Raw genomic sequence first — 26,362 nt, 5'->3', positions numbered from 1 at the left:
ACCTGTTGGCGCGCACGCACCGAGCCCGCCGCCGCGGCGTTCAGCGTATCCTCATTCCGGCTCCCGCTCCCGTCCGCCGCGGCTCCCGCCCCCCGGAGGCCGCCGGATCACGCCACACCGGCCCCGGCCTGCTCGCGGATCCTCGCCTCCACCTGGCGCGGCACCGGTTCGTAGCGGAGCCGCGTGCGGCCGAACCGGCCCGTGCCGTGGGAGAGGGAGCGCAGGTCCACCGCGTAGCGGCCGATCTCCGCCTCCGGGACCTCCGCCCTGACCAGCGTGCTGCCGCCGGGCACCTGCTCGGTTCCGGTGACGCGGCCGCGCCGCCCGGACAGGTCGCCCATCACCGCCCCCACGTACTCGTCGGAGACGGTCACCCGCACCTCGGCGACCGGCTCCAGCAGGTGGATCCGCGCCCCGGCGGCCGCGTCCCGCAGGGCCAGCGCGCCGGCCGTCTGGAAGGCGGCGTCGGAGGAGTCCACCGAGTGCGCCTTGCCGTCGACGAGGGTCACCCGGACGTCCACCAGCGGATAACCGGCGGCGACACCGCGCGCCGCCTGGGCCCGTACGCCCTTCTCCACCGACGCCACGAACTGGCGCGGCACGGCGCCGCCCACCACCGCGTCGGCGAACTCGACGCCGGAGCCGGGCGGGAGCGGCTCCACGGTGATGTCGCAGACGGCGTACTGGCCGTGGCCGCCGGACTGCTTGACGTGCCGCCCGTGCCCGGCCGCCGGCGCGGCGAACGTCTCGCGCAGCGCCACCCGGTGCGCCACGGCGTCGACCCGGACGCCGTACCGGGAGCGCAGCCGCTCCAGCGCCACGTCCCGGTGGGCCTCGCCCATGCACCACAGCACCACCTGGCCGGTGTCGGGGTCCTGCTCCAGACGCAGGGTGGGGTCCTCGGCGGCCAGCCGGGCCAGGCCCTGGGAGAGCCGGTCCTCGTCGGACCTGCCGTGCGCCTCGACGGCGACCGGCAGCAGCGGGTCGGGCATCACCCAGGGCTCCATCAGCAGCGGGGCGCCCCGGTCCGACAGGGTGTCGCCGGTCTCGGCCCGGGAGAGCTTCGCGACGCAGGCCAGGTCGCCCGCGACGGCCTTCGGCAGGGGGCGCTGCCGGCTGCCGAAGGGGGCGGTCAGGGCGCCGACGCGCTCGTCCTCGTCGTGGTCCTGGTGCCCGCGGCCGGCCAGGCCGTGGCCGGAGACGTGCACTGCCGCGTCCGGGCGCAGGGTGCCGGAGAAGACCCGTACCAGCGACATCCGCCCCACATAGGGGTCGGAGGAGGTCCTGACCACCTCGGCGGCCAGCGGACCGTCCGGGTCGCAGGGGAGCGGGGGGAGCGGACGGCCGTCGGGGGTGGCGACCGGGGGGGCCTCGCGCTCGGCGGGGGAGGGGAAGCCGCGGGTGACCAGCTCCAGCAGCTCCACGGTGCCCAACCCCTGCCGGGCGCCCTCGGCAGCGGGCGCGGCGGCCAGCACGGGGTGGAGGACGCCGCGGGCCACGGCCTTCTCCAGGTCCCCGACCAGCGTCTCGAACCGGATCTCCGCGCCGCCGAGGTAGCGGTCCATCAAGGTCTCGTCCTCGCTCCCGGCGATGATGCCCTCGATGAGCCGGGCCCGGGCGGCGGCGATCAGCGGCAGATGCTCGGGGTCCGGGTCGCGCTCGACGCGCTCCCCGGAGGAGTAGTCGAAGATCCGCTGCGACAGCAGCCCGATCAGCCCGGCGACCGGCGCGTGCCCGTCGGGGCGCTCCTCGCCGTGCAGGGGCAGGTACAGGGGGAGCACGGCGTCGGGGTCGTCGCCGCCGAAGACCCGGCGGCAGACCTCCGCCGTCTCGTCGAAGTCCGCGCGCGAGGCGTCCAGGTGCGTGACCACCAGGGCCCGCGGCATGCCGACCGCCGCGCACTCCTCCCACACCAGCCGGGTCGGGCCGCTCACGCCGTCGGCGGCCGAGACGACGAAGAGCGCCGCGTCCGCCGCCCGCAGGCCGGCCCGCAGCTCCCCGACGAAGTCGGCGTGGCCCGGGGTGTCCAGCAGGTTGATCTTGATCCCGTTCCACTCCAGGGGGACCAGCGACAACTGCACCGAGCGCTGCTGCCGCCGCTCGATCTCGTCGTGGTCGGAGAGGGTGTCGCCGTCCTCCACCCGCCCCGCCCGGCTCACGGCCCCCGATGCCAGGGCCAGTGCGTCGACCAGTGTCGTCTTCCCCGCACCGCTGTGGCCGACCAGCACCACGTTCCGCAGGGAACCGGGGCGGTCGGCCGCCGGTGCCGCTCCGGCGGCCCCGGCGCGCGTGCTCGTCCTGTCGCCCATCTCCTCCGCCTCCCGGTCGGCCCAGCGGGCCGGATGGTCGGGCCGGCACGGCACCCGGCCGCCGGACCGGCGGGCCGTTCCCGGCCCCGTGCCCGGCGGGCGCCGCGCGGAATGTGCTTCCTTCGAGCTTTCCACCGGCAGTGAAGTCCGTCCATACGAGGGCATACCGTGCCATGTGAGCTACACGGCGCACACCGAGCGCCAGCGGACCGAACGGGACGCGGCGGGCGCCCGCCCGGCTCCGCACCTCCCCGGCTCCCGCAGGCCGCGCGCACGGGCCGTGACGCGCCGACGGCGGGCGGACGGCGGCTGGCTACGATGGGCGGCGCCGACGGCCCCCTGACCGCCGGCCCGTCACGACCCCCGGGAAGGCCATGCTGAACAAGTACGCGCGTGCTTTCTTCACGCGTGTTCTCACGCCGTTCGCCGCTCTGCTCCTCCGGCTGGGGGTCAGCCCCGACACGGTCACGCTCATCGGCACCGGCGGGGTCGTGACGGGGGCACTGGTCTTCTTCCCGCGCGGCGCGTTCTTCTGGGGCACCGTCGTCATCACCCTGTTCGTCTTCTCCGACCTGGTCGACGGCACCATGGCGCGGCAGTCGGGCCGCTCCAGCCGCTGGGGCGCGTTCCTCGACTCCACCCTCGACCGCGTCGCCGACGCCGCCGTCTTCGGCGGCATCGCGCTGTGGTACGCGGGCGGGGGCGGCGATCCGGTGCTGTGCGCGGTGGCGATCTTCTGCCTGGCCAGCGGCCAGGTGGTGTCGTACACCAAGGCGCGCGGCGAGAGCATCGGGCTGCCGGTGAACGTCAACGGGCTGGTGGAACGGGCCGAGCGGCTGGTGATCACGCTGGTGTGCGCCGGGCTCGCCGGGTTCGAGGAGGCCTTCGGCGTCCCGCACATCGGGGTCCTGCTGCCCGTCGCCCTGTGGGTGGTGGCCGGGGGCAGCATGGTGACGATCGCCCAGCGGATGGTGACCGTGCGCCGTGAGGCCGCCGAGGCGGACGCCGCCACGGCCCCGGAGGGCGGGGCATCGTGAGGGACCGCCTGACCGACGGCCTGTACGGCCTGGGCTGGGGCGCGGTCAAGCGGCTCCCCGAGCCCGCCGCCGCGGCGCTGGGCCGCACGATCGCCGACGCCGCCTGGCGGCGCCGCGGCCAGGGCGTCCGGCGCCTGGAGGCCAACTACGCGCGGGTCGTCCCCGGCGCCGGGCCCCGGGAGCTGGCGGAACTCTCCCGCGCCGGGATGCGCTCCTACCTGCGTTACTGGATGGAGTCCTTCCGGTTGCCGGTGTGGAGCGCGCAGCGCGTCCGGGAGAGCGTCGAGGTCGAGAACCTGGACCGGCTCACCGGCACCCTCGACGCCGGCCGCGGCGTGGTGCTGGCCCTGCCGCACATGGGCAACTGGGACCTGGCCGGCGCCTACCTCACCGCCGGCCTGGGCATTCCGTTCACCACCGTCGCCGAACGGCTGAAGCCCGAGAGCCTGTACGACCGCTTCGTCGCCTACCGGGAGGGCCTGGGCATGGAGGTGCTGCCGCACACCGGCGGCGCCGCCTTCGGCACCCTGGCCCGGCGGCTGCGCGCGGGCGGCCTGGTGGCCCTGGTGGCCGACCGGGACCTGTCCGCCTCCGGCATCGAGGTCACCTTCTTCGGCGAACCGGCCCGGATGCCCGCGGGCCCTGCCATGCTGGCCCTGCAGACCGGGGCCGCGCTCCTCCCGGCCCACCTGTGGTTCGACTCCACCCCCGTGATGAAGGGCCGGGTCCTGCCCGCCGTCGAGCCCCCCGAGGAGGGCTCCCGGAGGGAGAAGGCCGCGGCCATGACCCAGGCGGTGGCCGACGGCTTCGCCGCGGGCATCGCCGAGCACCCCGAGGACTGGCACATGCTCCAGCGGCTGTGGTCGGCCGACCTCACGCCCCGGCCGGGAGCGGGACCGCGGTCCGCGGACCCGGCGGACCGGGGGACGGGGGAGCGGTGAGGATCGGCATCGTCTGCCCCTACTCGTGGGACGTCCCCGGCGGCGTCCAGTTCCACATCCGCGACCTGGCCCAGCACCTCATCGGCCTCGGGCACGAGGTGTCCGTCCTCGCCCCCGCGGAGGAGGAGACGCCCCTGCCGCCGTACGTCGTCCCCGCCGGGCGGGCCGTCCCCGTCCCCTACAACGGCTCGGTGGCCCGGCTGAACTTCGGCTTCCTCTCGGCGGCGCGGGTGCGCCGCTGGGTGCACGAGGGCGCCTTCGACGTCCTGCACATCCACGAGCCCGCCACGCCCTCGCTCTCCCTGCTCGCCTGCTGGGCCGCGCAGGGACCGATCGTGGCCACCTTCCACACCTCCAACCCGCGCTCCCGGGCGATGATCGCCGCGTATCCGATCCTCCAGCCCGCGCTGGAGAAGATCAGCGCGCGGATCGCCGTCAGCGAGTACGCGCGCCGCACCCTGGTCGAGCACCTGGGCGGGGACGCGGTCGTCATCCCCAACGGCGTGGACGTCGGTTTCTTCGCCGGGGCCGAGCCCAGGGCCGAGTGGCAGGGCCGCGAGGGCGGGAGCACGATCGGCTTCATCGGGCGCATCGACGAACCCCGCAAGGGCCTGCCCGTGCTGATGCGGGCGCTGCCGCGGATCCTGGCCGAACGCCCCGGCACCCGGCTGCTGGTCGCCGGGCGCGGCGACGAGGAGGAGGCCGTCGCCGGCCTGCCGCGCGACCTGCGCCCCCGGGTGGAGTTCCTCGGCATGGTCAGCGACGAGGACAAGGCGCGGCTGCTGCGCAGCGTGGACCTGTACGTCGCCCCCAACACCGGCGGCGAGTCCTTCGGCATCATCCTGGTCGAGGCGATGTCCGCCGGGGCCCCGGTGCTCGCCAGCGACCTGGACGCCTTCGCCCAGGTGCTGGACGGGGGAGAGGCGGGGGAGCTGTACGCGAACGAGGACGCCGACGCACTGGCCGCCGCCGCGGTGCGCCTGCTGGGCGACCCGGGCCGGCGCGCCGAGCTGCGCGCACGCGGCAGCCGCCATGTGCGCCGCTTCGACTGGGCCACCGTCGGCGCCGACGTCCTGGCCGTCTACGAGACGGTCGCCGACGGCGCCGCCGCGGTCGCGCCGGACGAGCGCGCCGGACTGCGGGCCCGGCTGGGCCTGACCCGGGACTGAGAACCGACGAGGAGCCAACCGTGATCACCACGATCGTCTGGGTCGCGGCGGCGCTGCTGCTCGTCGCCGTCTACCTGAGCTGGACCGCCGGCCGCCTGGACCGGCTGCACGCCCGCATCGACGCGGCCCGCGCCGCCCTGGACGCCCAGCTGCTGCGGCGCGCCTCCGTCGCCCAGGAGGTGGCCACCTCCGGGGTGCTCGATCCGGCCGCCTCGATCGTCCTGTACCAGGCCGCCCACGATGCCCGGCAGGCCGAGGAGGACCACAGGGAGGTCGCCGAGAGCGAGCTCAGCCAGGCGCTGCGCGCGGTGTTCGCCGACGCCGCCCAGCTGGAGGCGGTGCGGGCGGCGCCGGGGGGCGAGGCGACCGCCGAGGAGCTGGGCGCCGCGGTGCGCCGGGTGCCGATGGCGCGGCGCTTCCACAACGACGCCGTACGCGCCGCCCGGGCCCTGCGCCGGCACCGCACGGTGCGCTGGTTCCGGCTGGCCGGGCACGCGCCCTTCCCGCTGGCCTTCGAGATGGACGACGAGCCGCCCGCCGTCCTCGCGGACCGCTCCGGTTCCACCGGGGAAGGCCACTGACTTCGGATTGGCCCTTGATTCGAGGCCAGTGGCGGCGTTCCATCGGTTCTGTCGTGCGGATCACTGCGAACTGGACCGGGTGATGGCCCCGGAAGCGGATCGAACAGTCCTACGATGGTGTCACCGCACGGTCACCGGGCCGTGTCGCGTGCGGGCGGCCGGCCGGCCGCCGGCGGCACCGAGGTCCGCGGACCGGCCCCGGTCGGCGCGGTTCGCCGCCGTCCGCCGCCGTCCACCGTCCCAACCGTCGTCGAGTGAGGTCAACCTTGTCCACCACGCCGTCCACCACGTCCCCCAGCACGCCCGAGACCGGCACCGCGCGCGTCAAGCGCGGCATGGCCGAGCAGCTCAAGGGCGGTGTGATCATGGACGTCGTCACGCCGGAGCAGGCGAAGATCGCCGAGGACGCCGGCGCCGTCGCGGTCATGGCCCTGGAGCGGGTGCCCGCCGACATCCGCAAGGACGGCGGCGTCGCCCGCATGTCCGACCCCGACATGATCGAGGGCATCATCGACGCCGTCTCCATCCCGGTGATGGCCAAGTCCCGCATCGGCCACTTCGTCGAGGCCCAGGTCCTCCAGGCGCTCGGCGTGGACTACATCGACGAGTCCGAGGTCCTCACCCCGGCCGACGAGGTCAACCACAGCGACAAGTGGGCCTTCACCACGCCCTTCGTCTGCGGCGCCACCAACCTGGGCGAGGCCCTGCGCCGGATCGCCGAGGGCGCGGCCATGATCCGCTCCAAGGGCGAGGCCGGTACCGGCAACGTCGTCGAGGCCGTCCGCCACCTGCGCCAGATCCGGGGCGAGATCGCGCGCCTGAGGGGCCTGGACAACAACGAGCTCTACGCCGCCGCCAAGGAGCTGCGCGCCCCGTACGAGCTGGTCAAGGAGGTCGCCGAGCTGGGCAAGCTGCCGGTGGTGCTGTTCTCCGCCGGCGGTGTGGCCACCCCGGCGGACGCCGCGCTGATGCGCCAGCTCGGTGCCGAGGGCGTCTTCGTCGGCTCCGGCATCTTCAAGTCCGGCGACCCGGTCAAGCGTGCCGCCGCCATCGTGAAGGCCACCACCTTCTACGACGACCCCAAGGTCATCGCCGACGTCTCCCGCGGTCTGGGCGAGGCCATGGTCGGCATCAACTGCGACACCCTGCCCGAGGCCGAGCGGTTCGCCGGCCGGGGCTGGTGACCGGCCGCCGCGACTGAGCCCGGACGGCGGGCGGCCCGCCCCGGCAGGCCGCCCGCCGTCCGGCGTTCCCGCCCCTCCCCGTCCCGCACGTCCGTCCACGAAGAGGTACGTCCCGTGACCATTCCCACCGGAGAGACCGCCGCCACCATCGGTGTCCTCGCCCTCCAGGGCGACGTCCGCGAGCACCGCGCCGCGCTGGAGGCGGCCGGGGCCGCCGTCCGCGAGGTGCGCCGCCCGCAGGAGCTCGCCGAGGTCGACGGGCTGGTGATCCCCGGCGGCGAGTCCACCACCATCCACAAGCTGGCCGCCGCCTTCGGCCTGCTGGAGCCGCTGCGCGAGCGCGTCCGCGCGGGCATGCCCGCCTACGGGTCCTGCGCGGGCATGATCATGCTCGCCGACAAGATCCTCGACCCGCGGTCCGGCCAGGAGACGATCGGCGGCATCGACATGATCGTGCGCCGCAACGCCTTCGGGCGGCAGAACGAGTCCTTCGAGGCGCCCGTGGAGGTCGCGGGCGTGGCGGGCGGACCGGTCGAGGGCGTCTTCATCCGCGCCCCCTGGGTGGAGTCCACCGGGGCCGGCGTGGAGGTGCTCGCGGTCCACGACGGGCACCCCGTCGCGGTGCGCCAGGGCCGGCTGCTGGCCACCGCCTTCCACCCCGAACTCACCGGCGACCACCGGGTGCACCGCCTCTTCGCCGAGATGGTGCGCGCACCGGGCCGGTGAGACGGCTGTAGGATCGGCGCGTCGAATTCCCGTTGGTGACATCGAAGGAGCGAGGCTGTGTCCGGCCACTCTAAGTGGGCAACCACCAAGCACAAGAAGGCCGTGATCGATGCCAAGCGCGGCAAGCTCTTCGCCAAGCTGATCAAGAACATCGAGGTCGCGGCCCGGATGGGCGGCCCCGACCCCGACGGCAACCCCACCCTGTACGACGCCATCCAGAAGGCGAAGAAGAGCTCCGTCCCCAACAACAACATCGACCGCGCGGTCAAGCGCGGCGCCGGCCTGGAGGCGGGCGGCGCCGACTACCAGACGATCATGTACGAGGGGTACGGGCCCAACGGCGTCGCGCTCCTGATCGAGTGCCTCACCGACAACCGCAACCGCGCCGCCTCCGACGTGCGCGTCGCCATGACCCGCAACGGCGGTTCCATGGCCGACCCGGGGTCGGTGTCCTACCTGTTCAACCGCAAGGGCGTCGTCATCGTCCCCAAGGGGGAGCTGACCGAGGACGACGTGCTGGCCGCCGTCCTGGACGCGGGCGCCGAGGAGGTCAACGACCTCGGCGAGTCCTTCGAGGTGATCAGCGAGGCGAGCGACCTGGTCGCGGTGCGCACCGCCCTGCAGGAGGCGGGCATCGACTACGACTCGGCGGACGCCAACTTCCTGCCCACCATGCAGGTGGAGCTGGACGAGGAGGGCGCCCGCAAGATCTTCAAGCTGATCGACGCCCTGGAGGACAGCGACGACGTGCAGAACGTCTTCGCCAACTTCGACGTGTCCGACGAGGTCATGGCGAAGGTCGACGCCTGACCCCGGTCCCGCCCCTCCCCGCCGCCGTGTCACCCGCAGGCGTTGTCAGCGGCAGCCGATAGCCTGCGGGAACAGGTGACCGAACGACAGGTGGACGAGAGGGGGCCGCGGTGCGCGTGCTCGGCGTGGACCCGGGGCTGACCCGCTGCGGCATCGGCGTGGTGGAGGGCACCGCGGGCCGCCCGCTGCGGATGGCGGGAGTCGGCGTCGTCCGCACCCCCGCCGAGGCGGAGACGGCCGAGCGGCTGGTGGCGGTCGAGCGCGGCATCGAGGAGTGGCTGGAGGAGCACCGGCCCGACGTCGTGGCCGTCGAGCGGGTCTTCAGCCAGCACAACGTCCGCACCGTGATGGGCACGGCGCAGGCCAGCGCGGTGGCCATGCTCTGCGCCGCCCGGCGCGGCCTCCCCGTCGCCCTGCACACCCCCAGCGAGGTCAAGGCCGCCGTCACCGGCACCGGCCGCGCCGAGAAGGCCCAGGTCGGCGCCATGGTGGCCAGGCTGCTGCGGCTGGACTCCCCGCCCAGGCCGGCGGATGCCGCCGACGCCCTCGCGCTGGCCATCTGCCACATCTGGCGCGCCCCCGCGCTCAACCGCCTCCAGCAGGCCCACGAGCGGCAGCTCCGCCTCGCGCGGGCCCGCTCCGGGGCCGTCCGAGCGGCCCCGGTGGGCCGCGCCGCCGGGGCCGCCCCCTCCACCGCACGCACTCCCGAGGACACCCCATGATCGCCTTCGTCTCCGGAGCGGTGGCCGCCCTCACCCCCGACACCGCCGTGGTCGAGGTCGGCGGCGTCGGCATGGCCGTCCACTGCACCCCGGGCACCCTCGCCCGCCTGCGGGTCGGCGAGCAGGCCCGGCTGGCCACCTCGCTGGTGGTCCGCGAGGACTCCCTCACGCTGTACGGCTTCGCCGACGACGACGAGCGCCAGGTCTTCGAACTGCTCCAGACGGCCAGCGGGGTCGGTCCCCGGCTGGCCCAGGCCATGCTCGCCGTGCACAGTCCCGACGCGCTGCGGACGGCCGTCGCCACCGGTGACGAGAAGGCCCTCACGGCCGTGCCCGGCATCGGCAAGAAGGGCGCGCAGAAACTGCTGCTGGAGCTGAAGGACCGGCTGGGCGAGCCGGTGGGAGCCGCCGCGGCCGGAGCCGGGCGGGCGGGGGGTCCCGCCGCCGCGGAACCCGGCTGGCGCGAGCAGCTCCACGCCGCCCTGGTCGGCCTCGGCTACGCGCCCCGCGAGGCGGAGGACGCCGTCGCCGCCGTCGCCCCGCAGGCGGAGGCCGCGCTGGCCGACGGCGGCCGGGCACCGGTGCCCCAGCTCCTGAGAGCCGCCCTGCAGACCCTGAACCGCGCACGCTGAGCCGAGCCGCGCCGCCCGCGGGCACCGTACAGGGGCACCGCGGACGGCGCGTCCGGCGCCGGACCGACGAGAGACCGACCATGACGCCGCACGCCCGCCCCACCCGCTCCCCGTCGCGCGCCCCCGCCCTGCCGGGCCGGGCGCCGCACCGCCCGGCCGCCCGTCCGCAAGGCCCCCTCCGCACCGGCGGCCCGGCGGGCGGCGAGGGGAGGGCGGCGCGGTGACCCGGGACGACCACCCCGCCGAGGGGTCCGCCGAGCGCCTAGTCGGCGCCACCGCGGACGGCGAGGACAGCGCCGTCGAGGCGGCCCTGCGCCCCAAGGACCTGACGGAGTTCATCGGCCAGACCAAGGTGCGCGAACAGCTCGACCTGGTGCTGCGCGCCGCCCGCGCCCGCGGCGCCACCGCCGACCACGTCCTGCTCTCCGGAGCCCCGGGCCTGGGCAAGACGACCCTGTCCATGATCATCGCCGCGGAGATGGGCGCCCCCATCCGGATCACCTCGGGCCCGGCCATCCAGCACGCCGGCGACCTGGCGGCGATCCTGTCCTCCCTCACCGAGGGCGAGGTCCTCTTCCTCGACGAGATCCACCGGATGTCCCGGCCCGCCGAGGAGATGCTCTACATGGCGATGGAGGACTTCCGGGTCGACGTCATCGTCGGCAAGGGACCCGGCGCCACCGCCATCCCGCTGGAGCTGCCGCCCTTCACCCTGGTCGGCGCCACCACGCGGGCCGGTCTGCTGCCGCCGCCGCTGCGGGACCGGTTCGGCTTCACCGCCCACATGGAGTTCTACGAGCCGGCCGAGCTGGAGCGGGTCGTCCACCGCTCCGCCCGCCTGCTGGACGTCGCGATAGACGCCGAGGGCGCCGCCGAGATCGCGGGCCGCTCCCGCGGCACCCCCCGCATCGCCAACCGGCTGCTGCGCCGGGTGCGCGACTACGCCCAGGTCAGAGCCGACGGCGTGATCACCAAAGAGGTGGCCGCCCGGGCACTGGCGGTCTACGAGGTGGACGACCGCGGCCTGGACCGGCTGGACCGCGCGGTGCTCGACGCCCTGCTCAGGCTCTTCGGCGGCGGGCCGGTCGGCCTGTCCACCCTGGCCGTCGCGGTGGGGGAGGAGCGCGAGACGGTGGAGGAGGTCGCCGAGCCGTTCCTCGTCCGCGAGGGGCTGCTGGCCCGTACCCCCCGGGGCCGGATCGCCACCCCCGCCGCGTGGGCCCACATGGGTCTCACCCCGCCGCAGCCGCCACCGGCCGCCGGACCGGGGCAGCCCGGTCTCTTCGGATCCTGACGGCGCGCGAACCCACCCGCAACGGAACCCGGGTGCGATGCTTGACGTTGTTCCCCGGGTGCGGGCTCGCTTAGACTCCGCCGATGCCTTCCGTCCCGGACGGCACGACCACACCCCCGAATACCAGGCCGCCCCCCAGCGGTCGTGCGAAGGAAACCTTCCGCCGTGGATATCGCATTCTTCCTCCCCCTCATCATCCTCATCGGGTTCATGTTCCTGATGACGCGCTCGGCCAAGAAGAAGCAGCAGCAGGCCATGCAGATGCGTGACCAGATGCAGCCGGGCACCGGTGTCCGAACCATCGGCGGCATGTACGCGCGGGTCAAGGAGGTCCGCTCCGACACGGTCGTGCTGGAGGTCGCGCCGGGCGTGCACGCCGTCTACGCCAAGAACGCCGTGGGCGCCGTGCTGGAGGCCGACGAGTACGAGGGCATCATCGACGGCGAGCGGGAGCACGACGACGCCCCCGCCGTCCCGGACGACGCCTCCTCGCTGACCTCCGGGGGCGCCACCGCGTCCGACGCCGCGGGCAGGACCGACCTGAGCAAGGCCGACGACGCCTCCGCCGACGACGCGGAGTCCGAGGACGGCAAGCGGAACGGCGACACCGACTCCAAGTGAGTCGCTCCGCCGCCGGGCCCCGCGGGCCCGGCGGCGCCGCACGCCCTCACGACAACTTCGCGTGCCGTGCGCGGCGGTCACCCGTGCGCGGGCGGTTGGACAGGGAGATACGAGAAGGTGGCAGCACCGAAGAAAGGTCGCAGACCGGGGAGCACCCAGGGGCGTCCGTGGCGCCCCCTGGCGGTCATCCTGGTGGCCATGGCGGCACTCACCGGGGTGATGTTCGTCTCCGGGCACACGACGCCCCGCCTGGGCATCGACCTCGCCGGCGGCACCAGCATCACGCTCACGGCCAAGGCCCAGCCGGGCAAGGAAGAGGCGATCAACGAAACCAACATGAACACCGCCGTCTCCATCATCGAGCGGCGGGTCAACGGTCTGGGAGTCGCCGAGGCCGAGGTGCGGACCGAGGGCGCCGAGAACATCGTCGTCAACATCCCGCGGGGGACGGACGAGAAGCAGGCGCGGGAGCAGGTCGGCACCACCGCCCAGCTCGCCTTCCGGCCGGTGCTGACCGTCGTCTCCGGGACCCCCGCGGCCCCCGATCCCTCGGCGAGCCCGTCGGGCGGCGCCTCGGCGGAGGACGGGGAGCAGCAGGCGGAGGACGAGGCGGCGGGGGACGGCGAGCCCTCCGGCAGCCCCTCCCCCAGCGCCTCCACCCAGGGCCGGGCCGTCACGGACGGCCTGTCGGCCGCCGACTCGGCGTCCCCCGACCCCCGGGCGTCCGCCTCCGGTGAGGAGGAGGCCGAGCCGGAGCCGTCCGCGGAGGCCCCCGCACAGGGGACCGACATCCCGGCCGAGCTCCGGAAGAAGCTCGACGCGGCCGACTGCACCACCGCCGAGGGCCGCGCCACGGTGGCCCAGGAGGCCGCACAGGCCGGGAACCCCGAGTCCGTGGTCGCCTGCGACGAGTCCGGCCAGTTCAAGTACGCGCTCGGCTCCGTCGCCGTCCCCGGCACCGACGTCACCGACGCCAAGACCCTCTTCGACGACCAGCGCGGTCAGGGCTGGGTCGTGACGATGGAGTTCGACTCCGACGGCTCCGAGAAGTTCGCCGACATCACCGAGGAGCTCTCCACCCAGGTCGAGCCGCGCAACCAGTTCGCGATCGTGCTGGACGGCGAGGTCGTCTCGGCCCCGCGCGTCTCCGAGCGCCTCGGCGGCGGCAGCGCGGAGATCTCCGGCAGCTTCACCCAGGAGTCCGCCGACGAACTGGCGAACATCCTGTCCTACGGCGCCCTGCCGCTCTCCTTCGAGGAGAGCAACGTGACCACGATCTCGCCCACGCTCGGCTCGGAGCAGCTCAAGGCCGGCCTGATCGCCGGTGCCATCGGCCTGCTGCTCGTCGTCGTCTACCTGGTCTTCTACTACCGGGTGCTGGCCCTGGTGGCGATCGCCAGCCTGATCGCCGCCGCCGTCCTGACCTACGTGGTCATGACCCTGCTCGGCCCGGCCATCGGCTTCGCCCTGAGCCTCCCGGCCGTGTGCGGCGCCATCGTGGCCATCGGCATCACCGCCGACTCCTTCATCGTCTACTTCGAGCGGATCAGGGACGAGATCCGCGAGGGCCGCAGCGTCAGGGCCGCCTTCGAGCGGGCCTGGCCGAGCGCCAGGCGGACCATCCTCGTCTCCGACGTGGTCTCGATCATCGCCGCGATCGTGCTGTTCATCGTCTCGGTCGGTTCGGTGCAGGGCTTCGCCTTCGTGCTCGGCCTGACGACGGCCCTGGACCTGGCCATCGTCTTCCTGCTGACCAAGCCGATGATGACGATCCTGGCGAGCCGGAAGCTCTTCGCCGACGGCCACCCCTGGTCGGGACTGGACCCGAAGCGGCTCGGGGCCACCCCGCCGTTGCGCCGCGGCCGCCGTACGGCCGCCCCCGCCGAACCGAAGGAGGCCTGAGATGTCACGACTCGGTGATCTCGGTGGCAAGCTCTACCGCGGAGAGGCCAGCTACGACTTCATCGGCAGGCGGAAGCTCTGGTACGGCGTCACCCTGGCGCTGATGCTGATCTCCCTGGCCGGCCTGGGAGTCCGCGGCCTGTACATGGGCATCGAGTTCCAGGGCGGAGCGGTCTTCACCACCCCGCCGACCAAGTTGTCCGTGGCGGAGGCCCGCGAGACGGCCCTGGACGTCTCCGGCGCGGAGCCGCGCATCCAGGAGCTGGGCAGCGGTGCGCTGCGCATCCAGGTGACCGGGCTGGACAAGGCGGAGTCCGAGAAGACCCGGGCCGCCCTGGCGGAGGAGCTCGGGCTGGAGACCCAGGAGCTCGACACCGAACTGGTGGGACCGAGCTGGGGCGACCAGATGAGCAGCAAGGCCATGCAGGGCCTGGCCGTCTTCCTGGTGCTGGTGAGCGTCTACCTGGCCATCGCCTTCGAGTGGCGCATGGCCGTGGGCGCGATGGGCGCCCTGATGCACGACCTGGCGGTGACCATCGGCGTCTACGCCATCGTCGGCTTCGAGGTGACCCCGGGCACGGTGGTCGGCATCCTGACGATCCTCAGCTACTCGCTGTACGACACGGTGGTCGTCTTCGACAAGGTCAAGGAGAAGACGCGGGGCTTCGGCAAGCAGTCCCGGTACACCTACGGCGAGCTGGCCAATCTCGGCATCAACGCCACGGTGGTCCGCTCGGTCAACACCTCGGTGGTGGCGCTGCTGCCGGTGGCCGGCCTGCTGTTCATCGGCACCGGCCTGCTGGGCGGCGGCATGCTGAAGGACATCTCGCTGTCGCTGTTCATCGGTCTCACCGCCGGTACGTTCTCCTCCATCTTCATCGCCACCCCGATCGTGGTGGACCTCAAGCTCCGCGACCCGGAGATCAAGGCCCACGACCGCCGGGTGCTGGGCAAGCGCGCCAAGGGCGGCGCCGACGCCGACGCCGAGGGGGAGTCCGAGCCGGTGCCCGCCACCGCGGCGGCGCCGGCCGGGTCCGTCGCGGCACCCCGCGCGCCGGAGTCCGGCGCCCGGGGGCGGGGCCGCCCGTCGGGACGGCGGCGGTGATCCGATGACCTCCCCGACCATCGGTTCCGAAGCCCTGCGGGGCCTGCTGCTGAGCAGGATCCGGGACGTGCCCGACTACCCCAAGCCGGGAGTGCTGTTCAAGGACATCACCCCGCTGCTGGCGGACCCGGAGGCGTTCACCGCGCTCACCGACGCGCTGGCCGGCCTCGCCCGGGAGCGCGGGGCCACCAAGGTCGTGGGCCTGGAGGCGCGCGGCTTCATCCTGGCCGCGCCGGTGGCGGTGCGCGCGGGCATCGGCTTCATCCCCGTCCGCAAGGCGGGCAAGCTGCCCGGCGCCACCCTGTCCCAGGCGTACGAGCTGGAGTACGGCAGCGCCGAGATCGAGATCCACGCCGAGGACCTCGCCCCCGGCGACCGGGTGCTGGTGATCGACGACGTGCTGGCCACCGGCGGCACCGCCGAGGCGTCGCTGCGCCTCATCCGCCGCTCGGGGGCGCAGGTCGCCGGAGTGGCGGTCCTGATGGAGCTGGGCTTCCTGCCCGGCCGCACCAGGCTGGAGGCGGAGCTGGGCGGTGCCCCGCTGGACGTGCTGATCACCGTCTGACCGCGGACCGGGCACCGGCCCGGCCCCGGCGACCGGCCCCGCGGCACCGCGCCGCGGGGCCGGTCCCTCGTCTCCCGACCGCCGGTCCCTCGTCTCCCGACCGCCGGCCCCTCGGCGGCCCGGCCGGTCCCAGGGCGCCGCGGACGCCGGCGGACCGGCCGGACGGGAGCACCGGCACCCGCCCGGCCGACACGGCGGAAACCGCCCCTCCGTCGCCTCCCGCCCCCTGCCGTGCCACCCTCGGAAGGGTGGGACACCACCCCGGCGCCCCCAGCGCACGCCCGGCCCGTTCCGGCGCACGGGTGGATACCATGGCAGTCCGGCCAGTTCCCGGCCGGAACCTCCCTCTTCCCCCGCCACCGGCGAGGAGGGGGCCCACCGAGGAGTTGCCCTTGCCAGACGAGGCCCAGCCGCTCACCGCAGCACAGCACCAGGACGCCGGGCCGGCGTCGAAGTCCGCCGGGGCGAACGCCACCGCGGCCGGGAAGCGCGGCGGCAACCCCAAACCGTCGCCTCCCACCGCCGGCCAGTCCCGCACGGGCTCCTCCGCACCGCCCGGCGGCAAGCGCGACGAGGCGGCCCAGCGGGAGAAGGCGCCCGCCACCCGCGGCGTCTCCGGCGTCTCGGGCCGCTCCGGGTCCTCCAACCGGGTCCGCGCCCGGCTGGCCCGCCTGGGCGTCCAGCGCTCCAGCCCGTACAACCCCGTCCTGGAGCCGCTGCTGCGGATCGTGCGGAGCAACGACCCCAAGGCCGACACCGCCACCCTGCGGCAGATCGAACGCGCTTACCAGGTCGCCGAGCGCTGGCACCGGGGGCAGAAGCGCAAGAGCGGCGACCCGTACATCACCCACCCGCTGGCCGTCACCACCATCCTCGCCGAGCTGGGCATGGACCCGGCCACGCTGATGGCCGGCCTGCTGCACGACACGGTGGAGGACACCGAGTACGGCCTGGACACCCTGCGCCGCGACTTCGGCGACCAGGTGGCCCTGCTGGTGGACGGCGTCACCAAGCTGGACAAGGTCAAGTTCGGCGAGGCCGCGCAGGCCGAGACGGTCCGCAAGATGGTCGTCGCCATGGCCAAGGACCCCCGCGTGCTGGTGATCAAGCTCGCCGACCGCCTGCACAACATGCGCACCATGCGCTACCTCAAGCGGGAGAAGCAGGAGCAGAAGGCGCGCGAGACCCTGGAGATCTACGCGCCGCTCGCCCACCGCCTAGGCATGAACACCATCAAGTGGGAGCTGGAGGACCTCGCCTTCGCGATCCTCTACCCCAAGATGTACGACGAGATCGTGCGCCTGGTGGCCGAGCGCGCCCCCAAGCGCGACGAGTACCTGGCGACCGTCATCGACGAGGTCCAGGCCGACCTGCGCGGCGCCCGCATCAAGGCGACCGTCACCGGCCGGCCCAAGCACTACTACAGCGTCTACCAGAAGATGATCGTGCGGGGCCGCGACTTCGCCGAGATCTACGACCTGGTGGGCATCCGCGTCCTGGTCGACACCGTCCGCGACTGCTACGCGGCGCTGGGGACCGTCCACGCCCGGTGGAACCCGGTGCCGGGGCGGTTCAAGGACTACATCGCGATGCCCAAGTTCAACATGTACCAGTCGCTGCACACGACGGTCATCGGGCCGGGCGGCAAGCCGGTCGAGCTGCAGATCCGCACCTACGACATGCACCGCCGCGCGGAGTACGGCATCGCCGCGCACTGGAAGTACAAGCAGGACGCCGTCGCCGGCGCCTCCAAGGTCCGCACCGACGCGCCCGCGAAGAAGGGCGACGCCGTCAACGACATGGCGTGGCTGCGGCAGCTGCTGGACTGGCAGAGGGAGACCGAGGACCCGGGCGAGTTCCTGGAGTCGCTGCGCTTCGACCTCTCCCGCAACGAGGTCTTCGTCTTCACGCCCAAGGGGGACGTGATAGCGCTCCCGGCGGGTGCCACCCCGGTGGACTTCGCCTACGCCGTCCACACCGAGGTCGGCCACCGCACCATCGGCGCCCGGGTCAACGGCCGGCTGGTGCCGCTGGAGTCCACCCTCGACAACGGCGACCTGGTGGAGGTCTTCACCTCCAAGTCGCCCGGCGCGGGCCCGTCCCGCGACTGGCTGGGCTTCGTCAAGTCGCCGCGCGCCCGCAACAAGATCCGCGCCTGGTTCTCCAAGGAGCGCCGCGAGGAGGCCATCGAGCAGGGCAAGGACGCCATCGTGCGGGCCATGCGCAAGCAGAACCTGCCGATCCAGCGCATCCTCACCGGCGACTGGCTGGTCACCCTCGCCCACGAGATGCGCTACCCCGACATCTCGGCGCTCTACGCCGCGATCGGCGAGGGGCACGTCTCCGCGCAGAACATCGCCCAGAAGCTGATCCAGGCCATCGGCGGCGAGGAGGCGGCCAACGAGGACATCGCCGAGACCGCCCCGCCCCTGCGCCGGCGGACCAAGCGGCGCGCCGGCTCCGACCCGGGGGTGGTCGTCAAGGGCGTGGACGACGTCTGGGTCAAGCTGGCCCGGTGCTGCACGCCGGTGCCCGGGGACCCGATCCTCGGCTTCGTCACCCGCGGCAACGGGGTGTCCGTCCACCGCGCCGACTGCGTCAACGTCGACTCCCTCTCGCGGGAGCCGGAGCGCATCCTGGACGTGGAGTGGGCGCCCACCCAGTCCTCGGTCTTCCTGGTCGCCATCCAGGTCGAGGCGCTGGACCGCTCCCGGCTGCTGTCGGACGTCACCCGCGTGCTGTCCGACCAGCACGTCAACATCCTCTCCGCGGCCGTCCAGACCTCCCGCGACCGGGTGGCCACCTCCCGCTTCACCTTCGAGATGGGCGACCCCAAGCACCTGGGGCACGTCCTGAAGGCGGTGCGCGGCGTGGAGGGCGTCTACGACGTCTACCGCGTCACCTCGGCCCGCCGCTCGTAGCCCCGCCCGCGCGGAAGGGCCCGGCACCCCGTTCCCGGGGTGCCGGGCCCTTCCGTGTTCCCTTCCCTCCCCGGTCGGGGAGGGAAGGGGAGCGCGGGGCCTCAGCCGCCGAGCTCCTGCAGGCCCTTGAGCGCCTGGTCCAGCAGGGCCTGACGGCCGGCGAGCTCCTTCTCCAGCTTCTCCGCCTTGGCGGTGTTGCCGGCCGCGCGGGCCTTGTCGATCTGCCCGCGGAGCCTGTCCACCGCGTCCTGGAGCTGACCGGTCAGCCCCTCGGCCCGGGCCCGGACCTCGGGGTTGGTACGGCGCCACTCGGCCTCCTCGGCCTCCTGGATCGCCCGCTCCACCGCGTGCATCCGGCCCTCGATCCGCGCCCGGGCGTCCCGCGGCACGTGGCCCACGGCGTCCCAGCGCTCGTTGATCGCGCGGAAGGCCGCCCGGGCCGCCTTCAGGTCGGTGACGGGCAGGAGCTTCTCCGCCTCGGCGGCCAGCTCCTCCTTGCGGGTCAGGTTCTCCCGCTGCTCGGCGTCCCGCTCGGCGAACACCTCGTTGCGTGCCGCGAAGAAGACGTCCTGGGCGCCGCGGAAACGCTGCCACAGGGCGTCCTCGTGCTCGCGCTGGGCGCGGCCCGCGGCCTTCCACTCCTGCATCAGCTCGCGGTACCGGGCCGCCGTCGGGCCCCAGTCCGTGGAACCGGACAGCGCCTCGGCCTCGGCGACGAGCTTCTCCTTGCGCCGCCGCGCCTCCTCGCGCTGCGCGTCGAGCGAGGCGAAGTGGGCCTTGCGGCGCTTGGAGAAGACCGAGCGGGCGTGCGAGAAGCGGTGCCACAGCTCGTCGTCGGACTTGCGGTCCAGCCGGGGCAGGCCCTTCCAGGTGTCCACCAGCGCGCGCAGCCGCTCCCCGGCCGTCCGCCACTGGTCGCTCTCCGCCAGTGCCTCCGCCTCGGCGACCAGCTCCTCCTTGGCCTTCCGGGCCTCCTCGCTCTGGCGGGCCCGGGCCGCCCTGCGCTCCTCGCGGCGGGCCTCGATCACCCGGGTGAGCTCGTCCAGCCGCCTGCCCAGGGCCGCCAGGTCGCCCACCGCGTGCGCCTCGTCGACCTGCTGCCGCAGGTGGTCGACGGCCGCCAGGGCGTCCTTGGCCGACAGGTCGGTGGTCTTCACCCGGCGCTCAAGGAGGTCGATCTCCACGACCAGGCCGTCGTACTTGCGCTCGAAGTAGGCGAGGGCCTCATCGGGGGAGCCGGCCTGCCACGATCCGACGACCCTCTCGCCGTCGGCGGTACGCACGTAAACGGTCCCCGTCTCGTCGACGCGGCCCCACGGGTCGCTGCTCACAGCGCCTCCTCCACATGACGCCGTCGGGAGGCGTGCTCTCCCGGGCGTCGTCCACAGTTGTCATCCGGCCGACAGTCGGAGTCGGCCGGTCGGGCCAGTTCCGCTGACCGACCAGGGGTTTTGCCGGGCCGTCGGCGCAGGCACCCTACACAACGCCCAACATAGGCGACCGGTGCCCGCCCTGTCCGCATTCCCGGTGACCCAAATCCGGGCGCGGGCCCGGGGCGCGGCGGGCTCGGCCGGCCGCGCCCCGGACCCGGCCGGTCAGCCCTTGCGCACGGTCGCCTTGTCGATCACGACGGTCGCGTTCGGCGCGGTGTTCCCGGTCTGCGGGTCCGGCGTCGCCCCGGCCTCCGCGATCTTCTTCAGCACGTCCATGCCCTGGGTGACGGTGCCGAAGGGGGTGTAGTCCGCGGGCAGCGGGCTGTCCTCGTAGACCAGGAAGAACTGGCTGCTGCCGCTGTCCCGGTTCTCGCCGGTCTGGGCGTTGTACCGGTTGGCCATGGCCACCGTGCCCGCCGGGTAGGTGCCGCCCTTGATCCGCGGGTCGTCGAGGTTCTCGTCCGGGATGGTGTAGCCCGGGCCGCCGGTGCCGGTTCCGGTGGGGTCGCCGCACTGCAGCACGTGGATGCCCTCGGTGACCAGGCGGTGGCACTTGGTGTGGTCCAGGAAGCCCTCGCCCGCCAGGAACGCGAAGGAGTTCACGGTGCGCGGGGTCTTGGCGGCGTCCATCTCGATCCCGATGTCGCCGCAGGTGGTCTCCAGCGTCATGGTGTAGGAGGCCGACTCGTCGATCGACATCTTCGGCTCCTTCTTCCACTGCTTGCCGTTCGGCTCGCCCTTCGCCGGCCTGCCGCAGGGGTCCGGGGCCTTGCTGGTCGGCGCGGCCGAGGGCTTCGCCGAGGCGCCGTCGTCCTTCCCCTCGTCCCCGGCCAGCCCGGCGAAGGCCGCGTAGACGCCTCCCACCACCAGCACCAGGGCCAGGCCGCTGGCGACGGCCGCGGTGCGGATCCGGGCCTTGCGCCGTGCCTCGGCCCGCCGCCTCTGCTGCCGCAGGTACTTCTCGCGGGCGAGCTGCTTGCGCCGCTGCTCACTGCTGACCACGGGTCGTCTCCTTGTCGATCCTTCGGGGGTGTCCTGGGGCGTGTGTGCGCACACGTGTGCCAAGGCCTGGGCCGTACCGTATACGGGATACGGGTTCGCGGGCCCCGCCGCGTCGCCGGTAGGCTCTTGGCGGCGGCCGGCCGCCGTTGCGACGGCCGCCGAATCCCAGACGGACGACCGAAGGACGATCGTGCTCATTGCCGGGTTCCCCGCCGGGGCCTGGGGGACCAACTGCTACCTGGTCGCCCCCGCCGCCGGCGAGGAGTGCGTGATCATCGACCCGGGCCACCAGGCCGCCCAGGGCGTCGAGGAGGCCATCGCCAAGCACCGGCTCAAGCCCGTCGCCGTCCTCCTCACCCACGGCCACATCGACCACGTCGCCTCCGTGGTCCCGGTGTGCGGCGCGCACGACGTGCCCGCCTGGATCCACCCGGAGGACAGGGAGATGATGAGCGACCCCGAGAAGTGGCTCGGGCGCTCCATCGGGCAGCCGCTGATGGGCGAGCTCACCGTGGGCGAGCCCGGCGACGTCCGCGAGCTGGCCGACGGTGCCTCGCTCTCCCTGGCGGGCCTGGAGCTGGCCGTCTCGCACGCGCCGGGCCATACCAGGGGGTCGGTGACCTTCCGGACGCCCGGACAGGCCGACGTTCCGCCGGTGCTGTTCTCGGGCGACCTGCTGTTCGCCGGCTCCATCGGACGCACCGACCTGCCCGGCGGCGACCACGCCGAGATCCTGCGGTCGCTGGCACGCGTGTGCCTGCCCCTGGACGACTCGACCGTGGTGCTGTCGGGCCACGGCCCCCAGACCACCATCGGCCGCGAGCGCGCCACCAACCCGTTCCTGCGGGAGGTGGCCGCCGGCGGCCCGTCCGGAACGGAAGGCGGCTCGGCCGCCCCGCGACGAGGAATGTGACGACGAAGAAGACGTGAGCACCTTCTCCGCCCCCCGGGGCACCTACGACCTGATCCCGCCGGAGTCCGCCGACTACCTGGCGGTGCGCGAGGCGATCGCCGCACCGCTCAGGCGCGCCGGCTACGGCTACATCGAGACCCCCGGTTTCGAGAACGTGGAGCTGTTCGCCCGCGGCGTCGGCGAGTCCACGGACATCGTGACCAAGGAGATGTACACCCTCACCACCAAGGGCGGCAGCAGGCTGGCGCTGCGGCCCGAGGGCACCGCCCCGGTCGTCCGCGCCGTGCTGGAGCACAACCTGCACCGCGGCGCGCTGCCGGTGAAGGTGTGGTACTCCGGGTCCCAGTACCGCTACGAGCGGCCCCAGGCCGGCCGCTTCCGGCACTTCTCGCAGGTCGGCGCCGAGGCGCTGGGCGCCGAGGACCCGGCCCTGGACGCCGAGCTGGTCATCCTGGCCGCGGACGCCTACCGCTCGCTGGGGCTGAAGGGCTTCCGGCTGCTGCTGAACTCCCTGGGCGACCGCGAGTGCCGCCCCGCCTACCGCGAGCGGCTCCAGGAGTTCCTGCGCGGCCTGGACCTGGACGAGGCCACCCGCGCCCGCATCGAGATCAACCCGCTGCGGGTGCTGGACGACAAGCGCGAGGCCGTCCAGAAGCAGCTCACCGGCGCCCCGATGATGCGCGACCACCTGTGCCAGGCGTGCCGGGAGTACCACGAGCAGGTGCGCGGGCTGCTGACGGCGGCCGGCGTCGCCTTCGAGGACGACGAGAAGCTGGTGCGCGGCCTGGACTACTACACCCGCACCACCTTCGAGTTCGTCCACGACGGGCTGGGCTCGCAGTCCGCGGTCGGCGGCGGCGGCCGCTACGACGGCCTGTCGGAGATGCTCGGCGGGCCCCCGCTGCCCTCGGTGGGCTGGGCGCTGGGTGTGGACCGCACGGTGCTGGCCCTGCGCGCCGAGGGCGTGCGGCTGCCCGAGCCCTCGCCCACGCAGGTGTTCGCCGTGCCGCTGGGCGAGCAGGCGCGGCGGGAGCTGTTCGGCGTCGTCACCGAGCTGCGCCGGCAGGGGGTCGCGGCGGACTTCGCCTACGGTGGCAAGGGCCTGAAGAACGCCATGAAGTCGGCCAACCGCTCCGGCGCCGCCTACGCGGTGGTGGCCGGGGAGCGCGACCTGGCCGAGGGAGTCGTGCAGGTCAAGGACCTCGGCAGCGGCGAGCAGGGCCCGGTGGCGCTGGAACGGGTGGTGACGGAACTGCGACGGAAGCTCGCCTGACTCGTTGGGCGTTGTGCAGAATGAAAACCCCCACCTGAGACGACGGGATGACCGCCATGACGACGACCACGGCACCACGAGACGATCTGGCACGCACCGCCGAGGACGCGCCCGTACGACGTGGTGCCGTGGGCGCCGGCCGGGCCTACGCCCTGCTGCTGGTGATCACCGGCCTGGCCGGGGTGCTCGCGGCCTGGGTGATCACGGTCGACAAGTTCAGGCTGCTCGAGGCCGAGATCGCCGGTGAGGAGTTCATCCCGGCGTGCAGCCTGAACCCGATCGTCTCCTGCGGCGACGTGATGGAGAGCGCGCAGGCCGAGGCGTTCGGCTTCCCCAACCCGGTGCTGGGCCTGGTCACCTACGGGATCATCGTCTGCGTCGGCATGAGCCTGCTGGCGGGGGCGAGGTTCCCGCGCTGGTACTGGCTGACCATGAACGCCGGGATGCTCTTCGGTGTCGGCTTCTGCACCTGGCTGATGTACCAGTCGCTGTACAACATCGGCTCGCTGTGCCTGTGGTGCAACCTGGCCTGGGTCGCCACGCTGCTGATGTTCTGGTACACGACGTTCCGTAACGTCCGCAACGGCTTCCTGCCCGCACCGGGCTGGCTCCGCAGCACGGTGACGGAGTTCCACTGGGTGATCCCGGCGGTGCACATCGGCATCATCGGCATGCTGATCCTGACCCGCTGGTGGAGCTTCTGGACGAGCTGACCGGCGGCCGCCGCACGGCCGCGACGGGCCGCCCCGCACCCGCGGGGCGGCCCGTCGCCGTCCGCCCGCACCCGCGGGGCGGGCACGGGGCGGCGGCGAGGTGTCGGCGGCGTGTCCTAGGGTTGCGACACGTGGAAGAGGATCTGTTCACCGCCGCGGCAGAGGAGCGCCGGGAGAAGGACCCCGCCGGCAGGCCGCTGGCGGTCCGGATGCGCCCGCGCTCCCTGGACGAGGTCGTCGGCCAGCGGCACCTGCTGCGCCCCGGCTCCCCGCTGCGCCGCCTGGTCGGCGAGGGCGGGAAGGGCCCGGCCGGGCCGTCGTCGGTGATCCTGTGGGGGCCGCCGGGCACCGGCAAGACGACCCTGGCCCACGTCGTCAGCCTGGCCGGCGACAAGCGCTTCACGGAGCTGTCGGCGATCACCGCCGGAGTCAAGGAGGTGCGGGCCGTCATCGACGGCGCGCGCCGCTCCTCGGGCGCCTACGGCAAGGACACCGTCCTCTTCCTGGACGAGATCCACCGCTTCAGCAAGGCCCAGCAGGACTCCCTGCTGCCCGCCGTGGAGAACCGCTGGGTGACGCTGATCGCGGCGACGACGGAGAACCCGTACTTCTCGGTGATCTCCCCGCTGCTGTCCCGCTCGCTGCTGCTCACCCTGGAGCCGCTGACCGACGAGGACCTGCGCGGGCTGCTGCGCCGCGCGGTGTCCGACGAGCGCGGGCTGGGCGGCGCGGTGAGTCTGCCCGAGGACGCCGAGGCCCACCTTCTGCGGATCGCCGGGGGGGACGCGCGGCGGGCGCTGACCGCCCTGGAGGCCGGCGCGGGGGCGGCCCTGGCCAAGGGCGAGGACGCCATCACCCTGGAGACGCTGGAGGAGGCCGTCGACCGCGCCGCGGTGACGTACGACCGCGACGGCGACCAGCACTACGACGTGGCCAGCGCGCTCATCAAGTCCATCCGCGGCTCGGACGCGGACGCGGCGCTGCACTACCTGGCCCGGATGATCGAGGCGGGGGAGGACCCGCGGTTCATCGCCCGGCGGCTGATGATCTCCGCCAGCGAGGACATCGGCCTGGCCGACCCCACCGCCCTGCAGACGGCCGTCGCCGCCGCGCAGGCGGTGGCCATGATCGGTTTCCCCGAGGCGCGCATCACCCTGGCCCAGGCCACCATCGCCCTCGCCCTCGCCCCCAAGTCCAACGCCGCCTACCTGGCGATCGACGCCGCCCTGGCGGACGTGCGGGCCGGCCTGGCCGGCCCCGTGCCCCCGCACCTGCGCGACAGCCACTACCAGGGGGCGCGCACGATGGGGCACGGCGAGGGCTACCAGTACCCGCACGACCTGCCCGGCGGCATCGCCGCGCAGCAGTACGCCCCCGACGCCGTCCACGGCAGGCGCTACTACGAGCCCACGCGCTACGGTGCCGAGGCCCGGTACGCCGAGGTGGCCGAGCGGGTGCGGGCCAGGCTGCGCGGCGAGCCGCGGCGGGAGCCCCGCGGGGAGCGGCGCGCCGAGCCCCCCGGAGAGGGCGGGCAGCCGGGGAAGGGGTGAGGCACCGCGGCCCGGGGCGGCCCTGCCCGCCGCCTGCCGGACGGCCGGCGTCAGCCGGCCGAGGCCGCGTCGAACAGGGCGTGGACGGCCCTGCGCAGCCCGGCGACGTCCCGCACCGGCCGGGGGAAGTCGAAGCGCGCGTCGAAGCTCCGGCCGTCCGCGCAGAACCGCACCCGCAGCCCGAAGCGGTCCAGGGCCACCGGCACCACCCGCTCCCAGGCGCCGCAGGCCCGCTCGCGCTCGCCCAGCAGCGAGCACAGCCCGTGCACCAGGTCGCCGTGGGCGGCCGCGAGGTGCTGCAGCAGCCCGGCCTCGTGGCGCGCCAGCGGGTCGGGCGGGGCGGCGGCGAACTCGTCCGGCTCGACCGGGCCCTCGCCCCACAGGTCGTCGACCCATCCCTCGCCCACCTCCAGCCGCAGCAGCGTCCACGAGGGACCCGGGAACGGTCCCGCCGGGTGCCGCTCGGTCAGCAGCCGGGCGCAGGCGGCCCGGTCCCGGCCGGCCACGGGGGTGAGCCAGCCGGCCAGGCGGGCCCGGCCGCGGATGCGGTGGGGGACGGCGACGGGGGCGACGTCCGTGATCTCCATCACGGCCACCAGGTCGTCGCCCCGGGCGTGGGCGGCGGCCCGGGCGGCGGGGGAGTCCGCCGGGACCAGCAGCACCACGTCGCCGCCGCGGGTGACGGCACGGGTCTCGGGCGCGCCCTGCCCGGGGGACGGGTCGTGGGGCTCGACGCCGGGAATGACCAGGGCGGCCGACGCGTTCGACTCCACGAGGGTGCGCAACCGCTCGGCGGCCCCGGGCCGCCGGACGTCCGATTCCTCCTCGGGACGCGGCTGACTCCTCCCCGCGCCTTCCGCGCCGCCGGCGGTACCGTGGTCCTCTTCGGTGCCGCCGGCGCCGCGCGCGGAACCGGCGCCGGGCAGGGGACTCCCAGGTCGAAACATGCGTTCTCCTCC

At 74.1% G+C, this 26,362-nt stretch carries 23 protein-coding genes; 19 read left to right on the top strand and 4 right to left on the bottom strand.

Annotation, left to right across the window (positions count from 1 at the left end; translation table 11 throughout):
• Positions 1 to 107: 107 nt before the first annotated feature.
• Positions 108 to 2,309, bottom strand: coding sequence for an elongation factor G-like protein EF-G2 (locus tag ACFSJS_RS17570; protein WP_380901402.1), 2,202 nt, complete (start codon positions 2,307 to 2,309; stop codon positions 108 to 110).
• Between the two features lie 374 nt (positions 2,310 to 2,683).
• On the opposite strand from ACFSJS_RS17570, the gene pgsA reads away from it, so the two are divergent.
• The 15 genes from pgsA (at position 2,684) to ACFSJS_RS17495 (ending at position 18,519) form a co-directional block, all read left to right on the top strand.
• Positions 2,684 to 3,346, top strand: coding sequence for a phosphatidylinositol phosphate synthase (gene pgsA, locus ACFSJS_RS17565; protein ID WP_380901400.1), 663 nt, complete (start codon positions 2,684 to 2,686; stop codon positions 3,344 to 3,346).
• Positions 3,343 to 4,287: a phosphatidylinositol mannoside acyltransferase gene (locus tag ACFSJS_RS17560; protein ID WP_380901398.1), complete on the top strand. Its 945-nt coding sequence runs from the start codon at positions 3,343 to 3,345 to the stop codon at positions 4,285 to 4,287. The genes pgsA and ACFSJS_RS17560 overlap by 4 nt, the downstream gene beginning before the upstream one ends.
• Positions 4,284 to 5,456 (top strand): glycosyltransferase family 4 protein, encoded by a 1,173-nt coding sequence (locus ACFSJS_RS17555; RefSeq protein ID WP_380901396.1) that lies wholly within the window; start codon positions 4,284 to 4,286, stop codon positions 5,454 to 5,456. The genes ACFSJS_RS17560 and ACFSJS_RS17555 overlap by 4 nt, the downstream gene beginning before the upstream one ends.
• 23 nt (positions 5,457 to 5,479) lie before the next feature.
• Positions 5,480 to 6,037: a hypothetical protein gene (locus ACFSJS_RS17550; protein WP_380901780.1), complete on the top strand. Its 558-nt coding sequence runs from the start codon at positions 5,480 to 5,482 to the stop codon at positions 6,035 to 6,037.
• Positions 6,038 to 6,303: 266 nt separating this feature from the next.
• The gene (gene pdxS / locus ACFSJS_RS17545) at positions 6,304 to 7,221 is read left to right on the top strand and encodes a pyridoxal 5'-phosphate synthase lyase subunit PdxS (RefSeq protein ID WP_380901394.1); all 918 of its coding nucleotides are present in this window, start codon (positions 6,304 to 6,306) and stop codon (positions 7,219 to 7,221) included.
• Positions 7,222 to 7,341: 120 nt separating this feature from the next.
• Complete coding sequence (gene pdxT, locus ACFSJS_RS17540) at positions 7,342 to 7,947, top strand: pyridoxal 5'-phosphate synthase glutaminase subunit PdxT (protein WP_380901778.1); 606 nt, start codon at positions 7,342 to 7,344, stop codon at positions 7,945 to 7,947.
• A gap of 57 nt (positions 7,948 to 8,004) precedes the next feature.
• Positions 8,005 to 8,757: a YebC/PmpR family DNA-binding transcriptional regulator gene (locus ACFSJS_RS17535; protein ID WP_380901392.1), complete on the top strand. Its 753-nt coding sequence runs from the start codon at positions 8,005 to 8,007 to the stop codon at positions 8,755 to 8,757.
• 110 nt (positions 8,758 to 8,867) lie between these two features.
• Positions 8,868 to 9,479 carry a crossover junction endodeoxyribonuclease RuvC gene (ruvC, locus tag ACFSJS_RS17530; protein WP_380901390.1) on the top strand — a complete coding sequence of 204 codons (612 nt, stop codon included), beginning with the start codon at positions 8,868 to 8,870 and terminating at the stop codon, positions 9,477 to 9,479.
• Positions 9,476 to 10,111, top strand: coding sequence for a Holliday junction branch migration protein RuvA (gene ruvA / locus ACFSJS_RS17525; RefSeq protein ID WP_380901388.1), 636 nt, complete (start codon positions 9,476 to 9,478; stop codon positions 10,109 to 10,111). Before ruvC ends, ruvA begins: the two co-directional genes overlap by 4 nt.
• Before the next feature lie 220 nt (positions 10,112 to 10,331).
• Positions 10,332 to 11,405, top strand: a complete 1,074-nt coding sequence (ruvB, locus tag ACFSJS_RS17520; RefSeq protein ID WP_380901386.1) for a Holliday junction branch migration DNA helicase RuvB — start codon at positions 10,332 to 10,334, stop codon at positions 11,403 to 11,405.
• 165 nt (positions 11,406 to 11,570) lie between these two features.
• Positions 11,571 to 12,026 (top strand): preprotein translocase subunit YajC, encoded by a 456-nt coding sequence (gene yajC / locus ACFSJS_RS17515; RefSeq protein WP_380901384.1) that lies wholly within the window; start codon positions 11,571 to 11,573, stop codon positions 12,024 to 12,026.
• Positions 12,027 to 12,143: 117 nt separating this feature from the next.
• Complete coding sequence (gene secD / locus ACFSJS_RS17510) at positions 12,144 to 13,928, top strand: protein translocase subunit SecD (protein ID WP_380901382.1); 1,785 nt, start codon at positions 12,144 to 12,146, stop codon at positions 13,926 to 13,928.
• Between the two features lies 1 nt (position 13,929).
• Positions 13,930 to 15,033 carry a protein translocase subunit SecF gene (gene secF, locus ACFSJS_RS17505; protein WP_380901380.1) on the top strand — a complete coding sequence of 368 codons (1,104 nt, stop codon included), beginning with the start codon at positions 13,930 to 13,932 and terminating at the stop codon, positions 15,031 to 15,033.
• Between the two features lie 4 nt (positions 15,034 to 15,037).
• The gene (locus ACFSJS_RS17500; protein WP_380901378.1) at positions 15,038 to 15,598 is read left to right on the top strand and encodes an adenine phosphoribosyltransferase; all 561 of its coding nucleotides are present in this window, start codon (positions 15,038 to 15,040) and stop codon (positions 15,596 to 15,598) included.
• Between the two features lie 392 nt (positions 15,599 to 15,990).
• On the top strand, positions 15,991 to 18,519 hold the full coding sequence (locus ACFSJS_RS17495; protein ID WP_380901376.1) for a RelA/SpoT family protein: 2,529 nt from the start codon (positions 15,991 to 15,993) through the stop codon (positions 18,517 to 18,519).
• Positions 18,520 to 18,620: 101 nt separating this feature from the next.
• Here the strand turns inward: ACFSJS_RS17495 and ACFSJS_RS17490 are convergent, their stop codons facing one another.
• Together ACFSJS_RS17490 and ACFSJS_RS17485 are read right to left on the bottom strand one after the other, a co-directional pair.
• Positions 18,621 to 19,850, bottom strand: a complete 1,230-nt coding sequence (locus tag ACFSJS_RS17490) for a DUF349 domain-containing protein (protein WP_380901374.1) — start codon at positions 19,848 to 19,850, stop codon at positions 18,621 to 18,623.
• 264 nt (positions 19,851 to 20,114) lie between these two features.
• A complete protein-coding gene (locus ACFSJS_RS17485) occupies positions 20,115 to 20,954 on the bottom strand; it encodes a peptidylprolyl isomerase (protein WP_380901372.1) in 840 nt (279 codons plus the stop codon).
• A gap of 190 nt (positions 20,955 to 21,144) precedes the next feature.
• On the opposite strand from ACFSJS_RS17485, the gene ACFSJS_RS17480 reads away from it, so the two are divergent.
• The 4 genes from ACFSJS_RS17480 (at position 21,145) to ACFSJS_RS17465 (ending at position 25,403) form a co-directional block, all read left to right on the top strand.
• Entirely contained in the window at positions 21,145 to 21,867 is a 723-nt protein-coding gene (locus ACFSJS_RS17480; protein WP_380901370.1) for an MBL fold metallo-hydrolase, read from the top strand.
• A gap of 13 nt (positions 21,868 to 21,880) precedes the next feature.
• On the top strand, positions 21,881 to 23,140 hold the full coding sequence (hisS, locus tag ACFSJS_RS17475) for a histidine--tRNA ligase (RefSeq protein ID WP_380901368.1): 1,260 nt from the start codon (positions 21,881 to 21,883) through the stop codon (positions 23,138 to 23,140).
• Positions 23,141 to 23,196: 56 nt separating this feature from the next.
• Positions 23,197 to 23,853, top strand: coding sequence for a vitamin K epoxide reductase family protein (locus tag ACFSJS_RS17470; protein ID WP_380901366.1), 657 nt, complete (start codon positions 23,197 to 23,199; stop codon positions 23,851 to 23,853).
• Positions 23,854 to 23,984: 131 nt separating this feature from the next.
• Positions 23,985 to 25,403, top strand: a complete 1,419-nt coding sequence (locus tag ACFSJS_RS17465; protein WP_380901364.1) for a replication-associated recombination protein A — start codon at positions 23,985 to 23,987, stop codon at positions 25,401 to 25,403.
• Between the two features lie 50 nt (positions 25,404 to 25,453).
• On the opposite strand, the gene ACFSJS_RS17460 is transcribed toward ACFSJS_RS17465, so the two are convergent.
• The gene (locus ACFSJS_RS17460) at positions 25,454 to 26,350 is read right to left on the bottom strand and encodes a DUF2470 domain-containing protein (RefSeq protein ID WP_380901362.1); all 897 of its coding nucleotides are present in this window, start codon (positions 26,348 to 26,350) and stop codon (positions 25,454 to 25,456) included.
• Between the last annotated feature and the right edge of the window lie 12 nt (positions 26,351 to 26,362).

Source organism: Streptomyces desertarenae (assembly GCF_042681365.1).
GTDB lineage: Bacteria > Actinomycetota > Actinomycetes > Streptomycetales > Streptomycetaceae > Streptomyces > Streptomyces desertarenae.
Note: the sequence above shows the minus strand (reverse complement) of the source record. Positions and strands in the feature narration are given on the sequence as shown.